The 15,406-nt window shown below is 37.8% G+C and carries 14 protein-coding genes; 3 read left to right on the forward strand and 11 right to left on the reverse strand.

The window, feature by feature from the left end:
• Positions 1-421: 421 nt before the first annotated feature.
• The 4 genes from ACEVFT_RS05295 to ACEVFT_RS05310 form a co-directional block, all read right to left on the reverse strand.
• Positions 422-1,897: a hypothetical protein gene (locus ACEVFT_RS05295; RefSeq protein WP_205446459.1), complete on the reverse strand. Its 1,476-nt coding sequence runs from the start codon at positions 1,895-1,897 to the stop codon at positions 422-424.
• A 197-nt stretch (positions 1,898-2,094) separates the two neighbouring features.
• Entirely contained in the window at positions 2,095-2,649 is a 555-nt protein-coding gene (locus tag ACEVFT_RS05300; protein ID WP_205446458.1) for an HPP family protein, read from the reverse strand.
• A gap of 197 nt (positions 2,650-2,846) precedes the next feature.
• Positions 2,847-4,205 carry an acetamidase/formamidase family protein gene (locus ACEVFT_RS05305; protein ID WP_393948576.1) on the reverse strand — a complete coding sequence of 453 codons (1,359 nt, stop codon included), beginning with the start codon at positions 4,203-4,205 and terminating at the stop codon, positions 2,847-2,849.
• An 83-nt stretch (positions 4,206-4,288) separates the two neighbouring features.
• Entirely contained in the window at positions 4,289-4,903 is a 615-nt protein-coding gene (locus ACEVFT_RS05310) for a PH domain-containing protein (RefSeq protein WP_205446456.1), read from the reverse strand.
• A 214-nt stretch (positions 4,904-5,117) separates the two neighbouring features.
• On the opposite strand from ACEVFT_RS05310, the gene ACEVFT_RS05315 reads away from it, so the two are divergent.
• On the forward strand, positions 5,118-5,840 hold the full coding sequence (locus ACEVFT_RS05315) for a response regulator transcription factor (RefSeq protein WP_205446455.1): 723 nt from the start codon (positions 5,118-5,120) through the stop codon (positions 5,838-5,840).
• Complete coding sequence (locus ACEVFT_RS05320) at positions 5,837-7,243, forward strand: sensor histidine kinase (RefSeq protein WP_393948579.1); 1,407 nt, start codon at positions 5,837-5,839, stop codon at positions 7,241-7,243. Before ACEVFT_RS05315 ends, ACEVFT_RS05320 begins: the two co-directional genes overlap by 4 nt.
• A 112-nt stretch (positions 7,244-7,355) precedes the next feature.
• Here the strand turns inward: ACEVFT_RS05320 and ACEVFT_RS05325 are convergent, their stop codons facing one another.
• The 7 genes from ACEVFT_RS05325 to ACEVFT_RS05355 form a co-directional block, all read right to left on the reverse strand.
• Positions 7,356-7,715 carry a YxeA family protein gene (locus ACEVFT_RS05325; protein ID WP_205446453.1) on the reverse strand — a complete coding sequence of 120 codons (360 nt, stop codon included), beginning with the start codon at positions 7,713-7,715 and terminating at the stop codon, positions 7,356-7,358.
• 1 nt (position 7,716) lies between these two features.
• On the reverse strand, positions 7,717-9,585 hold the full coding sequence (locus ACEVFT_RS05330; protein ID WP_205446452.1) for an ABC transporter permease: 1,869 nt from the start codon (positions 9,583-9,585) through the stop codon (positions 7,717-7,719).
• Positions 9,572-10,339 (reverse strand): ABC transporter ATP-binding protein, encoded by a 768-nt coding sequence (locus tag ACEVFT_RS05335; RefSeq protein ID WP_205446451.1) that lies wholly within the window; start codon positions 10,337-10,339, stop codon positions 9,572-9,574. The genes ACEVFT_RS05330 and ACEVFT_RS05335 overlap by 14 nt, the downstream gene beginning before the upstream one ends.
• 151 nt (positions 10,340-10,490) lie before the next feature.
• Positions 10,491-10,967, reverse strand: coding sequence for a glutathione peroxidase (locus ACEVFT_RS05340; protein ID WP_205446450.1), 477 nt, complete (start codon positions 10,965-10,967; stop codon positions 10,491-10,493).
• A gap of 16 nt (positions 10,968-10,983) precedes the next feature.
• A complete protein-coding gene (locus tag ACEVFT_RS05345; protein WP_393948582.1) occupies positions 10,984-12,318 on the reverse strand; it encodes an FAD-dependent oxidoreductase in 1,335 nt (444 codons plus the stop codon).
• Positions 12,319-12,331: 13 nt separating this feature from the next.
• Positions 12,332-13,477, reverse strand: a complete 1,146-nt coding sequence (locus ACEVFT_RS05350; RefSeq protein ID WP_393948584.1) for a VanZ family protein — start codon at positions 13,475-13,477, stop codon at positions 12,332-12,334.
• Positions 13,478-13,630: 153 nt separating this feature from the next.
• A complete protein-coding gene (locus ACEVFT_RS05355) occupies positions 13,631-13,918 on the reverse strand; it encodes a DUF6509 family protein (RefSeq protein ID WP_205446447.1) in 288 nt (95 codons plus the stop codon).
• Positions 13,919-14,074: 156 nt separating this feature from the next.
• Here ACEVFT_RS05355 and ACEVFT_RS05360 point away from each other — a divergent pair, with 156 nt between their 5' ends.
• The gene (locus tag ACEVFT_RS05360; protein WP_393948587.1) at positions 14,075-15,250 is read left to right on the forward strand and encodes an alanyl-tRNA editing protein; all 1,176 of its coding nucleotides are present in this window, start codon (positions 14,075-14,077) and stop codon (positions 15,248-15,250) included.
• The last annotated feature ends 156 nt before the right edge of the window (positions 15,251-15,406 follow it).

Genomic DNA, 15,406 nt, shown 5'->3' on the forward strand with positions numbered 1-15,406 from the left:
CCACTCCAACCCACTGACTTTTTAGCAAAGATTTTCATATAAAGGGAAGGTGTTCACTACTCTTTATGAAGAGGTGTTGTCACGCATGACTTCTTCACACTGAAAATAAGAGCTTATCCCCTCTAAGAATACAGATAATGGGCGATTTGATTTCTATGCTACTATGAAAAAAAGTAAAGACACTTTGCAGAATGGTTGATTGGAGTGGAGCCAGCGTCACTCCAAGGGGATTTTGCGTCACAGAGGAGACCCTGGAGCGAACGGAAGTGAGTGAAGCGGCTCCTCAGACGCCCCCTGGAAAGGACGCTGGCGGAACGGAAATCAACCCCTCACCTTGCCAAGTTGCTTTTCCTGCCGTTGACATCATCTTTTTTCAACAACATGAAAGGTGTCTAATACTGTGACGTATTAGACACCTTTTTTATACATACGCACTAATAAACATACGAAGGCTTTCAAAGTGATCATCAATTAGCAGATATTTTTTATAGATTTCCATTAATTTTTCAAAAAGCTCGAACTGCTCAGTTACAAACAATACTCTTAAAATATTTAACATATGCAGAGAGGCACTTTGTGCTACAACATAGTATGGTGCATCTGGTTGACGATAATTGCGTCGCCACTCTTCCACAGACAAACCAATATGTTGGAGAGAGTTATTCACATGTAGTGCTATATCCTGTTGAACATACGCCTCAATCGCAATAAGCTGTTCGCTACTAAAGTTTTTTTGTACTAATGAGGTATTAATTTTTTTATTAGATGCTAGGACATGCTCCTTTAATAAAAGCAAGCCATCCTCATAACGTGCCATTTTTACATAATGCTCAAGTAGAATAGCATATAAATTTTCTAAATAATTTAGCTGATAATTTTTAATAATGGCAGGTGGTGTTGGTTTACGATTTGGTAATAGCTCTTTATACTCAAGTAATATTTCAATAGCGTAATTATTTATTCGTTCATCCTCTAATAAATATTCACCATAATGTATAACTTCTTCACTCTGCTGTTCTTTATTGGCTATATGAAATAAAATATAGGCAATTAATACTTTTTCCTTCTCTGATAGTGCATACATTGAGTAGCGCCATTCCGCTTCGAATGAGGTAATAAACGCTTTAACACTATTAAAATCACCTTCCGATAAGCAATAATGAGTAACAATTTGGTAAAGACGCAACTGTTTCTTTGCCAAACAGCTAGCATTATGCTTATCCACATGAGTTATACACTTATCCAGTATTGATTTATAGTTATTCACAAAGTTATCCACATGTTCACAATTTTCTCTCACAGATTGCTCGAAATGTCCCATTATTTCATAAAGAAATGTGAATTGCTCTAAAGGTCTGTGGATAAGAAGTGAATAAACTTTTTTTGTGAAAAGCCAATGCCAAAAAGATGCATGCTCTTTATACATCATATGCACTAAATATTCATCTTGAAATTTATATAAAATAATTGATTGTAGCTCATTAACTGGCATAGCTATTTGCATTCGTTTCCCAAAAACTAACCAAATTAATCGTTCTAGGTCTATTGTATGTTGTGCAAAAAGCTGCTCAAAAAAAGTATCTTTGCCTTTTTGTGTATAGAAAAAAGCACTAAGCCGCTCATTCACGAATTTTGAATCTAAACCATATTTGTCAAAATACATTTGCATTTCTGTTGATACATGGCCCCAATATTTACGTGCTGTGGAAAAGGCAATATTCTTAGCCGTTTCTTCGTCTACTAAAAATAGATTGGGTGAAAGCGAAGTACCAAGTATTTTTGGATCTTCTTGCAGATTGGACTCCGCCTCCAGCCATGTTGCTAGTATATTTTCAGCACCCTTTTCACTTCTTTGTTTATAAGCCATGAATAATTGCTCATCACAGTCCAACAGCATACAATTGGATCCTCCCATCAAATTCTACCAACAACGATCTTCCCCTATCATTCAAATACATGTTTTTTACACTCTTTCTTCAATATAACAAATCTTAACTAACATATGCTAAAGAAATTTTGGTATGCATAGCGAAAACGTTAACAAATAAAAAAACCATCTATTAAGTGAACACACTTCATAGATGGATAACTTCATTACCAAAACATCGGATATTTTCTTTTTTCTCGTAAATTATTTATCAACAACCCGAAAAACACAATGATGACTGCTCCAATTAACACCGGTGTTAGTAAGTAACTCCAACCGTAACCTCCTAAAATAATAATTATAGGATTGGCGCCCGCTGGCGGATGAATGACACCTAAAAAGGCCATAAAAAATATGGTTAATCCAACACCTAGACTAATCGACAATATATTGGAACCTAATAAGGAATACATAGCCAAGCCAATAAAGGCGGAAATAAAATGACCTCCGATTATATTTCGAGGCTGAGACAAAGGTGCATTCCAGACGACAAATACAAGTACGCAGCTACCACCTAATGAAGCCATTAGCCAAGGTGAATCAGTAAAATTGGTTAACCATAGCAACACAAAAATGCATATTAATCCACCCATTGCTCCAGTAAAGGCATCAGCGAAATTTGTTCGAGAAGGCGCATGGCCTCCTCCTCTCATTTTTAATATAAAGGGTTTAATGCTATTCTTTTTCTCTATCTTATTTTCCACACCTAGAATTTCTGTCATTGGACACCAACTTTTCTCTTCAATACTCATCTATTTAAATACGAACATGTAATCATTGTTAAACTTTAACTATTATATCAACACGACAATAGATTTCAATCCAAACTTCAAATTTCAGACAAACATTTACTTTTCCAACTTATAACTCATACAAAAAAGCAAACTTTTAAAAGTTTGCTTTTGCAAGAAATCATCTATTAGTCATATTGTCTTTTCACAGTCTTATATATTCTTACCTTTTTCAATATTGTTTTAGGTACTTGGAAAGTGGCTGTGACAACTCCTGGATGGCGTCCGATTTCAATGGAGCCTGTGATTGTTGCTCTATTTAAAACCTCTGGCTCGCTCATCTCAAATAGCTTCGCAGCTCGACTTATCGCGTTATCAGTCGCCTCATTTAACGTTTTACCAGAACCAACCACCGACACTGGAAATGCATCCTCTACCTGTTTAACACCGAATTCCTCTGCTAGCTCACGTGCACGACGTTTTTCTTCCTTTGTAAAGGGCTTTGCTGTATAAGGTAAATCTTCTACATTTGGTAGTAAAATTGGGCCTTCCAATGCTACTTTTTTCAAGACTTTCACTTGAAGCTGGACAATACCCGCTACATCGGTTGTATGGCCAGCAATCTCGCCATCCCCTTGCATGGCATGCATGTCTCCAATATATACACCACCGCCTGGTACCTTGACCGGACAAATTATAGTCGCTCCTTCTCGCACTCGGCTAATATCCATATGTCCATCGGTACGATGTAAATCCAATTCATCTTGGGTAAAGGCATATTCATGTGGTGCTCCAATTAAGAATGAACCAAAATCTCCAGCATTATGAGAATCTGGCATCGCTTTCGAAGGGGTTGTACCAAGCTGACCTAAAAATGGACGCATTCTTGCTATTACACCTACTAAGTCGCTGGGAGCTAATGCAACAACAGGATTTTGTACTGAATTTTCAGGTGTTCTCATGTAACTTCTGGCATCAAGTGCAATTCGTCGAGCACCCTCTCGTCCAACAGTCACACCCATATGCCCTTTATGATCTAGTGCCATCGTATAGCCATTTGTCATTTTAAAAGGTGCCGTTTCTGTATCACATGTCGAACATCGAATTGCATGTGGACCTATTCCTTTTACAACTGTGCTTGGGTGAAGTTTGCCACAGCCTGGACATTTTACAGAAACAAACGGATCGCCAATGAATCGATCTACAATTGCCTCATCATGACCAGACGAAGTTGCAAGCGATGTGACCTGAATCGATTTAATTTTTATAACAATAGCGTCACCCACCTCTGCCCCTTCTACAAACACAGGCTTCGTTACTTCATGTCCTCCACGAATAGTGGGTGTAAGCATGGGTCCCCAACATCCAGGTGTTGTATTGGCAATAATCGTTCCACCATCCTTAACCGGCCCTAACATCTTTTGTGATGGATCTAAAATACCATCAATAAACTCATTTACGAACAATGTCTCAGCGGCTTGTGGTTGCTGTATAAAATCATCACTTTCTACCTCTTCTTTTTCTAGCACATGCAATTCGTTTGTCATTTTTCATCACGCTCCTAGAATAATTTTTATGTATAACGTTATATGTTAAAAATGCTCTCCACACTTGCAGAGAGCTATTTTTATCAATTGTTCATATATAAATCAAAAATATGTGAGAAGTCTTCTTTTTTATACTTATCTTTATGATCGATCATCCAAGTATTCGCAAAGCGCGTAATTTCCTCGAATGACGCTGATGGAGAAATGTTGTCATTGCCAATTCGTCCAAGTGATGAAGAAGCAATGTTTAGACTTTTTTCTGCTACTTCTAACTTATAGGCATTGTTCTTTTGCTCATAGCTAATGGCATGTAGTGCTTTATATAAATCTTTAATGTCATCAATAAAGCGTTTATGAATGTCGATGGATAGTGGGGAATTGCCGATTGTAAACTTAATTTCGACATCAAGGTCGATTGTTCCTGCTGTTTCGAGAAAAACTTCTGTCACGGTATACATAGAATAGTCATAGCGTCGCAGTAATCGTTTCTTGCTCATAGCGCTTTCGCCATCCACATGAATAATGGCACGATTCGTAAAGCAATATTCATCTGCTTTCGTTTTAATTAAAAAATAAATTTTTTCGTCAATTTCATGTAGGATAAAATCATCTGCATCAGTTTTATCATAATCCTCTCGCGGTACAACCACCCCGATATCTGAAAGTCCAAGTGCATCTGCTGCTATTTTTTTAAACATCGTCATTCCTCCTAATTTGTCATACTCTTTTTACGCTTTACAATCTGTAAAGGTTTCACAATGTAGCGTTTTATATACAAAATGACTGCTTCTCTTTTAGAATAAAGGTATTTGCTGGTTAAGCTATACAACTCAACATTTCCTCTTTCCTATACATTTCATTTATAATGATTGTCAGTAAAGATTCTTCCAAATCGAAAGGTCGTGTGAACAAGTGCAAGAACCAACCATTTTAGTAGTGGATGATGAGGCTGATTTAGCCAATCTGCTAAAAGTAAGCTTACAAAAAGAGGGCTATAAACAAATTCATACAGCTGGCACCATCCACGATGCTTGGACAAGCTTTCAACAAACAACACCCGATATTGTACTTCTAGATGTCATGCTTCCAGATGGTGAGGGCTACGATTTATGTAGACGTATTCGTGAAGTATCACATGTTCCTGTGCTCTTTATGTCTGCTAAAAATGAAGAAATTGATAAAATTTTAGGGCTTGCCATTGGCGGAGATGATTATATTACAAAACCTTTTAGCCCTAAAGAAGTTGCTTATCGTGTGAAGGCTCAATTACGTAGAGCTGGCTATCAAACACAAGATACCGTAACGAACATTGTCGAAAAAGCGCTACAGATTGGACCATTTCAGTTGAATGCAGATGAAACAGAGGTCCATAAAGATGGCGTTTTATTGGAGTTAACAGCTAAGGAAATTGGTTTAATGGCGTGCTTTATGCACAATCCCAATCGAATCTTAAGTAAAGAAACATTGTTTGAACGTGTATGGGGAGAGGATTTCTTTGGTTCTGATAACACTGTTATGGTGCATATTCGCCGTTTACGTGAAAAAATTGAGCAGGATCCCTCTAACCCGCTATATATCACAACCGTAAAAGGACTTGGCTATAAATTTATCATTCCAAAAGAGGCACAAGAATGAAGTGGAAATTAACGGCTCGCTTTCTCCTTTCCGTGCTTTCTATAGTCATCATTGTTATTTTCGTCAATACAGCTATCTTCATGGGACTCCTTACTTATCGGTTAGCAACTGATTCTGAAGGCGCTTCTGCCACTAAAGAGGAAAACTTTGTGCGGGAATTTCAAAAATATATTGAAATAAAAAATGGAGCAACCTCCATCAATGCAGACGGACTTGAACAATTGCATCAAAGAAATGCTTGGATACAAATGCTTGATGAAAATGGTCAAGTTATTGATGCTCATTTTGCGCCAGATAAAGCACCATCGCACTATGCACCTATCGACTTAATTCAAGTATATAAATATAAAGAATTTGATTCTGATACTACGGTGTATATTGGCAGTAAGGATGCTTTTAGTTATTTAATTGGTATTAAAGGCAGTGGTGTTACAAGATTTGTTACGCATGTTTCTGGTACATCACTCTTACAGTTTATAGGGAAATTTGGATTGTTCATCGTGATTGCTGACTTATTAGTAGCTACATTGGTAGGATGGCTTTTTGGTCGTACATTAACGAAACCTCTATATGCGATGATAGAGCGCATTCATCATTTAAAGAATCATGATCATAAGTCTGTTAAAGCTCCTGGTGGTGTCTACAAGCCAGTTTTTGAAAACTTAAATGAAGTATCACGAGAATTGGCAGCCCATGAACAGGAGAGAAAGAGACTAGAGATTATGCGTGAAGAATGGATCAGTAATGTCTCCCACGATATGAAAACGCCACTAGCCTCTATTCGGGGTTATGCAGAACTATTAAATGATGCACAAATAACAAATATTGAGCAAATGGCGTACGCACAAATTATAGAAAAACAATCATTGCATATGCAAAATCTACTGGATGACTTAAATTTAACGATGCGTTTAAGACATCAACAGCTTCCACTTACACGAAAAGAAGTTAACATGGTGCCTTTCATTCGTGAGATAGTGATTGAAACATTAAATACACCACAATATGAACAGGCTAATCTTGCGTTCGAGGCAGTCACTGAGAATAGTCTGCATCAAATCGATGAACATTTTATGCGCAGAGCTATCATGAACTTTTTACACAATGCGCTCCTTCATAATGTTCCAGATGTATCTGTTCATGTGTCTGTTGATGAGAATACTATTACAATTTGTGATAATGGCAAAGGGATAGCCCCAGAGGATCTTGAACATATTTTTGAGCGCTATTACCGAGGTACAAATACGGACAAAACAGCTGGTACTGGTTTAGGTACAGCAATTGCTAGAGATATCATCGAGGCCCATGGAGGAACAGTGACCATCACCTCAGAAAAAGGAAAAGGTACAAGCGTTATTATTTATTTACAAAAGGAATTTCCAAGTCCAAACCAAGAAATTTAGGATTCTCTTAAAAACAGGAAATTTTAATACACTTTTGCCACTGGTGCTTCGTTATACTTTGCTTTTGTGTAGAAAAGGAGGAGTCTCAAATTTATGAGACTCCCCCTTTGTGCTATTTCATTTGATTCTGTACTTTTTTAGGTAATTCATGGAATTTTACTTCATCAAATGAAGTGACTTCCGTTTCCTTTTTCACGTAAAGCTTTAAATAAGCATCCTGGCGTAAATTTTTGTGAGCTGAAAACTTTAATGTTTTCTCTTCCCCATTTTTATCGTAAGTAGGTAGCTCATACCAATACATTTTAAAGATTTCACCACTATCTGTCTTATACTCCTCTACCTCACCATCAGCTGTAATATGGACATAGTATGTGTCTTTATTTAATCGGTTAAAGTCTACAGTCATCAATACAACCAATCCTGCTACGAATAAGATGAACAACGCACCTATTCCGAAAAATACTTTTTTCATATTAATTCCCCTGTCTCACTATTTTATAGAACGAACGCACGGTAAAGACATAATAAATAAAGTAAATAGCTGAATATGCAATCATCCACAGAATGACTGGCTTTGTAATATTCATGCCAAATAGCTGTGAAAATGCTAGTAATGCAAACGCACTATGCACAATACCTACAATAAGTGGAGCACTAAAAATGACAGCCACCTGTCCTGCTACTGTCTTTAATATTTGCTTACTATTTACACCAATTTTATTTAAAATAGCATATTTCGCCTGATCTTCTTCAGCTTCCGTTAAAATTTTGAAATAGATGATACTACCCGTTGCCGCTAGGAAAACCAATCCCAGAAAGCTTCCTACAAACAATAGGGCACCAACTGTTGCTAAACTATCCTCATAGCTTTGCGGTACACTCGAGAAGGATTCTTGCTGTTCAAAAGACAATTGCTTGTAAATGTCTTTTGACACATCCTGCTGTTTCAAATCATTGTCCAATCCAACGACCTGCATGATCATCTCATCGGCATCTGTAGCCTTAAATTCCTGATCATTCACAACGAGTACTGTTCCCGCTGCTATAAAGTTTAGGACGCTATCCATGTACATTTTATCTACATGGAAGGAATCTCCGTTTTGTAGTTTAAAATCTTCACCTGTAAAATCATGTGAAAATCGTTCATCGAAGGCTGCATCAAGTAAAACCGTAGAGCCATCTGCAATGTGTAGCTCTCTATCCTTGCCTTGTAATTTCGCTAATCGATTATAATCCGATTCCTTCAGTAATGTATATTCGAAAAACGACAATTCATTATCAACACGTAGATTTTTCACAGCCAGTGCTTCATTATATAAGACATCTTCTTGAGAAAATTCTACTGTCTCGCCTTTCCACATAAATGTATTTGGCAGCATCTGACGCACACTTGCTTCTGCATTGTAATACATGCCAAAGACACCACCGCCAGCAGTAATCGTTGTGGCACTTAAAATTGCAATGATCGACAACGATTTTGCATTGGCTCTGATACGATACAATAATTGAGAAACACCAATTAAGTTTAAGCCCTTCCAAGACCATGATGTTGCTCTTTTTAATGCCGTTAACACAAAGACGCTCACACTATGGAATAGAAGGTATGTCCCTGCAATCGTTACGCCTATAACCATTAATGGCGTCCCTAACACCGTAAAGAATCGCCATATTTCACTCGTAAACATATCAGAGGCAGCTGTATAATAACCAAATGCAATAAGTACAGTACCAAGTAAAGCGGCTACTAATGATGCACGTGGAATTTGCTCCCCCTGTTTGTCTGCATGGAATAAATCAATTAGCTTAAATTGATAAATCACACGATATCCCTGTAAGGACGTAAATAAAAACAGTAGAGTAAAAATGCCCGTTGTATTAATTAGTGCCTCCATTGAAAATGTCAGGCTACCAACCACTTCATAGCCCATTAAGCGTACTAAAATCATTAACAGCCCTTGAGACATAAAGAATCCTAGAACAATACCAAGTACTAGAGAAACAAGCCCTATCACTAAATTCTCAAAAAAGAGCATTAAGCCGATTTTTTGCTTACGCACACCTAGTAAAGAGTAAAGGGCCACTTCTTTTTTCCGCTTCTTCATAAAAAACGAATTGGAATAGGCCATAAAGATAACAATGAAGAACAGAAGTACTACGGACGAGGCACTCATCAATCCTTTAATTTGTTGTGACGATTGCTTTAAGGCTGAAAGATCATCATTGTATTTGAGCGTCACAAACGTAAAGTAAATAACGATACTAAATACCATCGAGGCAATATATAAAAAGTAATTCGACATATTGCGTTGAATATTTTTCCGCGCTAAGCTAAATAACGTCATTTACTCCACCCCCGATGCTAGACAGCACCTGTAAGATCTCTTGGAAAAATTGCTTCCTTGTTAGAGTCCCACGTTGAATTTCCTTAGAAAGCTGTCCATCCTGAATAAATAATATGCGCTGGCAGAAGCTAGCTGCAAAGGCATCATGGGTTACCATCATAATCGTTGCGGCTTGAGATTGGTTCAAATCACTTAAGCTTTCTAGTAAATCTGTTGCGGATTTTGAATCAAGCGCACCTGTAGGCTCATCGGCAAAGATTAGTTTCGGCTCTGTCACTAATGCTCGTGAGGAGGCAGTACGTTGCTTTTGCCCACCTGATATTTGATAAGGATATTTATCTAGCAAATCACTTATACCAAACAGTGCAGCAATACGATCAACCCTTGCATTAATAGCCCTTGTCGGCATTTTTGCAATCGCTAGTGGTAAAACAATATTTTCTCGCACTGTTAAAGAATCAAGCAAGTTATAGTCTTGGAAAATAAACCCTAAATTATCACGACGAAAATCCGCTAATTCAGCATCCTTCATACGTGCTAAATGAGTATCCTCAATAATTATTTCACCAGTCGTTGGTGTATCAATCGTTGCTAATACATTTAGAAGCGTAGATTTCCCAGCCCCAGAAGGACCCATTACACCAACAAACTCTCCTTTTTCAACTTCAAATGATATATTCGATAGCGCTGTAAAAGTATTTGCGCCTTTGCCGTAAGTTTTTCCAACGTTTTGTACCTTTAATAATGGCGTCATATACGCTCACCTCTTCTTTCTGACTTTAGTATACGACCTCAAACTTACAACAAATTTGTCGCAAGCTTACAGCAACCTTAAATCATCTGCTTTTTGAAATTTGTAGACAAAAAAAGATTCATACACAAACTGTGCATGAACCTTTTCTAATCTATTGTGCTAATACTTTTTGAATATCTTCCTCAAAGCTACTTGGCTTATCTGCTGATGCATACCGTCCAACAACCTCTCCATTACGATTTACAAGGAATTTTGTAAAGTTCCATTTAACACTATTACCTAAAAATCCTTTGGAGTGAGAAGTAAGATAATCGAAAATAGGATGTGCTTCTTTACCATTTACCTTAACTATCTCATGCATTGGGAACGTCACACCATATGTCAGTCGACATTGGGAGGCCGCTTCTTCAGCTGTCGCTAGCTCTTGTTTAAATTGATTTGACGGAAAACCAAGTACAACCAGACCTTGCTCCTGATATTTTTCATAGAGACCTTCTAATTCTTCAAATTGTGGTGTAAAGCCACATTTGGAAGCTGTATTAACAATTAGCAAAGGCTTTCCTTTATAACGTTCGAGGCTATAGATAGTACCATCTTCTAAAGTTACGTTAATATCATAAATGCTCATCTCTCTCTACCTCCTATTATAAACGTCCATTCATTCTTGCCACCTGCTGCAAAGGATCCCAAACACCGTTAAATGGTGGTGCATAGGCTAAATCTAAATCTAGCAAATCAGGTAGTGTCATTTTACTATATAATGCCGTAGCAAACACATCGATACGCTTATCGACTCCCGCAGGTCCCACGATTTGCGCACCCAGTAACAATTGATCACGTTTGCGAACGACCACTTTAATAAACATACGTTGTGCACCTGGATAATAGCCAGCTATATGGCGTGCAGATAATTTAAATGCCTCATAGTCAAAGCCCAGCTCTTTAGCATTGCGCTCATTAATGCCTGTTGTAGCTATGGTTAGATTGAAAAATTTTAAAATAGAAGTGCCCACAATTCCTCTAAACGGCGCAAATTTGCCTGACATATTGAGACCAGCTAAACGACCTTGCTTATTGGCTGTTGTTCCTAAAGGTATATAATCTAAACGTTCCTTTACAATATTAAAATGGGTTGCACAATCTCCTGCTGCATAAATATTTTCAATAGAAGTCTCTAAATGGCGATTTACAATGATTGCTCCATTTTTTGCAAGTGCAATCCCAGTATCCTTTAAAAACTGCGTATTTGGTTGAATGCCTGAAGCGACAATCACTAAATCTGTCTCCAAAATACCGTTGTCTGTAACAACGCGTTCAACCCGTTTATTTCCTTCAAATGCTTCAACACTGGTATTTAATAACAACTCTACATCGTTCTTTTTTGCTTCCTCATGAACATGCTGAGCAAGCTCTTCATCTAAAATTCTTGCTACATGGCTCCCTCGTTGAACCAGTCTTACCTTTTTCCCGCAGGCATGTAGCGTTTCAGCCATTTCTAATCCAATATAGCCACCACCTATGATGGTTACCTGTTCAATATCTGGTGTTAAATCAGCCAGTAAATCTTCCAGTTGAGGAATTGTTTTCACGGTATGGATACCTTCTAGCTCAATCCCTTTTTTCACAGGCATGACTGGACTAGCACCCGTTGCAATAAGAAGTTTATCGTAGGTAATCTCAAAGATTTCGCCACTTGCTTGTGTACCTGTAATAATCTTCTTCTCTATATCTACATGCTCTACCTCATAGCCAACTCTTGCATCAATGCCATATTTATCTCGAAAAGTCTCGACATCTCTTGCAATTAAACGTTTGGTTGATGAAATACGACCATCTACAACATATGGCAATCCACATTGCCCATATGAATAAATAAAACCACGTTCTAAAGAAGTTATTTCTGCTCCTGGAACATTCCGATAGATTTCCATTGCTGCAGACATACCTGCAGCATCTCCCCCAATGATGACGTATTTCATTCTACAAGCCCCCTTATTTTTTCCTTGTTGCCATTAAATCTGCATATTGATCGATATACAAACGTCGCTTTCCACCACTTACGATGACCCGTATCACATGAATAGCTATTATCATTGTAAGTGCAAAACCTGCTATAGCGGCAAGTAGAGAAATGACAATTTGCAGAACATAAAATGGTGAATCCATATCTAATTGAATGTCACCTAGCGTTGTAATGACCTCTGATAAACACAAGGTAGCAATAATAGCAATACAGCGACGCCACGATTGCCTTACAATACTTTTGCCATTCTTGTTGACCATTGTAAAACGCATCACTTTCATACCGAGCGTTGCACCTTTCATCATACTCGGCATCAAACCAAAGAGTATCATGTACAGAGCCATTTCCACTAAGAATTCAAAAGTACCGCTATACCCTGTCAGAACACCAATCATCATCCAAATCAGTTGGGCGATAATTAAGTCAATGACCAATGCCAGCAAAATAGAAATCGGCTTAACAATATCATTTTTTTCCATTTCAGCAGCTTTAGCCTCAACCTCTTCATGCGAAGGGAATAATGCCCAAACAATTGGTGCTAGAAAGAAACCTAATAGTGCACCTACACTGTTTAGTAATAAGTCATCTACATCAAAGATTCGGTATGCACAATTAAAGATGCCATAAATGCCTGTTCTTTGTGTGACCTCATAAAACAATGTTAGCAAAAAGCTAATTAAAAATGCACGTTTCCAGTACCTTCTTTCTTTAAGAAAATAGCGCAAGTAAACGCCGAATGGCATCAGTAGTAAGAAATTAAAGAAGGCTTGAAAAAATGCCTGCTGTTTTGTGATAGCAAGCCATGTAGATGGATTTGTGACAACAACCCCACTGTCCTTTAATACATCATCAACAAATTGAAAAAGTCTCAAATTAGTATGAACGGTATCCGGGGATTGAAGTGAGCAAGTATCTCTTGTAGATGGAAAAGGTAATAATACTAAACAAAGCGCAGATAAAAAGTAAAAAATAAATGAGAACATGATAATGGTTTTGGACATCGATAAGTATCCATACTTGCGATACGTATAAATTAGCCATGGAATAAACAGTACAAAGGATAAAATAATGGTTATGAAAAACGCTATAAAAATGGATTGCGAGTACGTTGACATAGAAACACCTCTCTCTTTAAATTGCCCTATTTTCTAAACACTAAAACTAAGTTTAGTTCTTCAATACTACATGTATATTTCATCAAGCTTACATAAACCTTAATTCAATAAAAAAACAGGTAAAGAATATATATACTCTCTACCTGTTACTTATTATGCTTTCGCTATTTCTTCTTTACAGAATGCCAAAATTTCTTCTAGTTCAACATCCTCTAGTGCAAAGTCTAAATATTCACCCTCAGCCTTTTCTATGATGAAGTAATTTAAAATAAATGGCTCTTCTCCCTTTTCGCCAATAAGAACACGAATTTCAATGCCGGCTTCGTGGTAAAGCTCATCCTCTTCATCTATTTCTACATCCAAAATAAATTCATAACGCTTACCTTCTATAATATTTGTTGGGTCTAAAATTTCTTCCATTGAGAATTGTGTAATTTCCATTATGTTAGCTCCTTTTTTCTTTAGCTGTTCTTTTCTATATTAAATCAATTTCAGCATGGGTCAACTAGAAAAGCCGTATACACCTGTAAGTAATTATGCCACAATTAAATGGAATTAAATTAGAGTTTAATTTCCCTACATAAAGGAGGCTTTTTCATGAAAGAGCTATTATATTACCAAGACGTTATGTTGCAAGAGTTTGATGCAACTATTATTAGTAAAGGGACTGATGAATCTGGCCGTCATTATGTTGTACTATCGAATACCGCCTTCTATCCAACTGGTGGAGGTCAGCCTCACGATACCGGTACATTGAATGCGATGGAAGTCATAGATGTTGAAAAGGTGGATGATGAAATTCGTCACTATATTCAAGGTGATCCATCGACTTTAGATGGTATCATACATGGCAAGTTAAATTGGCCAAGACGATTTGATCATATGCAGCAACATGCTGGGCAGCATATTTTAACAGCTGCTTTTGTAGAGCTTTTTAATGCGCAGACTGTAAGCTTTCATCTAGGCAGTGAGCAAGTCACAATTGATATTGCAGTTGATACGCTGTCTGAACAACAGCTTGCAGCGGCAGAAGCAAGAGCCAATGACATCATTTTAGAAAACCGTCCCATTCAAACAACCTGGGTTACAGAACATGAGCTTGGCAACTATAATCTTCGTAAAGAAGTTGCAGTGACGGGAGACATTCGACTTGTGATTATCCCTCATTTTGATTACAACGGTTGTGGTGGCACTCACCCCACATCTACTGGACAAGTTAGTGCCATAAAAATATTAGGTATCGAAAAAATGAAGGGTAATGTGCGCGTTTCTTTTGTTTGTGGTCAACGTGTTTTAACTGAGCTTGGCATGCGAAAAAAAGTATTAGGGGACGTTGCTCGACAATTAAGTGTCCCTGAGGTCGAAGCTGCTACAGCACTCACAAAAGTTCTCTCTGCTCAAAAAACCACAGAAAAAGCACTTGCTGCTGCAAAAGAGGAGTTACTCACTTATGAAGCAAAGGCACTTGTTAATAGCGAAGGCGTAGTAACTGCTGCTTTTAATCAACGAACAATGCAGGAGCTACAAAAAATAGCCCGCATTATTGTCACGGAACAGAAAGATGTAATAACTCTTCTTGTATCTGAAAATGAAGGCAAGCTACAATTCGTTGCAGCAAGAGGTACGAATGTTTCAAAAAGCATGAAGGATATTGCCCAAAAGGCACTGCCTCTTATTAATGGTAAGGGTGGCGGAAGCGATCAAATGGTACAAGGCGGTGGCGATTGCACCATTTCTAAAGAAGCGTTACTAGCAGCTATGCAAGACGCTTAATTGCATCATAAAAGAGGAGCTGTCATTAATAGACAGCTCCTCCCATGTTGTTGAAAAAAGATCATGTCACTAGCAGAAAAAGACCTTTTGGCAAGGCGAGGGGTTGATTTCCGTTCCGCCAGCGTCCTTTCCAGGGGGCGTCCGATGAGCCGCTTC

Origin of the sequence: Lysinibacillus sp. PWR01 (assembly GCF_043359455.1) — a bacterium.
Classification (GTDB): Bacteria; Bacillota; Bacilli; order Bacillales_A; family Planococcaceae; genus Lysinibacillus; species Lysinibacillus fusiformis_F.

What these genes read in the sequence shown, in the direction of transcription:
- ACEVFT_RS05295 (WP_205446459.1), bottom strand. Translation starts at nt 1,897, where the DNA reads ATGCTGTTGGACTGTGATGAGCAATTATTCATGGCTTATAAACAAAGA.
- ACEVFT_RS05300 (WP_205446458.1), bottom strand. Translation starts at nt 2,649, where the DNA reads ATGACAGAAATTCTAGGTGTGGAAAATAAGATAGAGAAAAAGAATAGC.
- ACEVFT_RS05305 (WP_393948576.1), bottom strand. Translation starts at nt 4,205, where the DNA reads ATGACAAACGAATTGCATGTGCTAGAAAAAGAAGAGGTAGAAAGTGAT.
- ACEVFT_RS05310 (WP_205446456.1), bottom strand. Translation starts at nt 4,903, where the DNA reads ATGTTTAAAAAAATAGCAGCAGATGCACTTGGACTTTCAGATATCGGG.
- ACEVFT_RS05320 (WP_393948579.1), top strand. Translation starts at nt 5,837, where the DNA reads ATGAAGTGGAAATTAACGGCTCGCTTTCTCCTTTCCGTGCTTTCTATA.
- ACEVFT_RS05325 (WP_205446453.1), bottom strand. Translation starts at nt 7,715, where the DNA reads ATGAAAAAAGTATTTTTCGGAATAGGTGCGTTGTTCATCTTATTCGTA.
- ACEVFT_RS05330 (WP_205446452.1), bottom strand. Translation starts at nt 9,585, where the DNA reads ATGACGTTATTTAGCTTAGCGCGGAAAAATATTCAACGCAATATGTCG.
- ACEVFT_RS05335 (WP_205446451.1), bottom strand. Translation starts at nt 10,339, where the DNA reads ATGACGCCATTATTAAAGGTACAAAACGTTGGAAAAACTTACGGCAAA.
- ACEVFT_RS05340 (WP_205446450.1), bottom strand. Translation starts at nt 10,967, where the DNA reads ATGAGCATTTATGATATTAACGTAACTTTAGAAGATGGTACTATCTAT.
- ACEVFT_RS05345 (WP_393948582.1), bottom strand. Translation starts at nt 12,318, where the DNA reads ATGAAATACGTCATCATTGGGGGAGATGCTGCAGGTATGTCTGCAGCA.
- ACEVFT_RS05350 (WP_393948584.1), bottom strand. Translation starts at nt 13,477, where the DNA reads ATGTCAACGTACTCGCAATCCATTTTTATAGCGTTTTTCATAACCATT.
- ACEVFT_RS05355 (WP_205446447.1), bottom strand. Translation starts at nt 13,918, where the DNA reads ATGGAAATTACACAATTCTCAATGGAAGAAATTTTAGACCCAACAAAT.
- ACEVFT_RS05360 (WP_393948587.1), top strand. Translation starts at nt 14,075, where the DNA reads ATGAAAGAGCTATTATATTACCAAGACGTTATGTTGCAAGAGTTTGAT.